This window comes from Burkholderia reimsis (genome assembly GCF_003294055.1).
Lineage (GTDB): Bacteria > Pseudomonadota > Gammaproteobacteria > Burkholderiales > Burkholderiaceae > Burkholderia > Burkholderia cepacia.
This window is the reverse complement of record NZ_QMFZ01000151.1, coordinates 1-455: the sequence shown is the minus strand read 5'-3', so window position 1 is coordinate 455 and position 455 is coordinate 1. Positions and strand designations below refer to the sequence as shown.

1 protein-coding gene is annotated in these 455 nt (G+C 34.3%); it reads right to left on the bottom strand.

What is annotated here, in order from left to right; genetic code table 11:
* Positions 1-66 precede the first annotated feature (66 nt).
* On the bottom strand, positions 67-455 hold a 389-nt coding region (locus DPV79_RS41700), incomplete at its 5' end, for a hypothetical protein (protein WP_208866787.1).

The window sequence follows — 455 nt, the reverse complement described above, 5'->3', positions numbered from 1 at the left end:
TCTCAAACCCTCTTTGTACAACTAACCATTCAATGGTTTTATTGTCTATTTGAATTGTGTCTTGCATTAGATTATCGTGCCTCCTCTTCTAAATCTAACTCTTGTAGATTCGTGACGCTCTCGTTTATCGATAGAATTATTTACCTCATCTTCAAACACATACTTATTAATAACTGGTTCATAATTCTTATCTGCAATAACTTGATTAGACTCAACCAAACTAACCAAACAATTAATAACCGCATCCAGCTTATTCTCCAAGGTATGAATATAGTTTGTATCACTATTATTTATACTTGGATTTGGTAAATTGTTTGGTCGCTTATTTTTAGAGCGGTTATCAATATCGTTAGCAGCTAAAGCTAATAATTTGTGTGCTTCGTTCGCTCTACTTGGATCAGTAGGTATTATCCACTCTGGATATCCTTCTTCTCCTAAGTGGTACAATCCGTTGT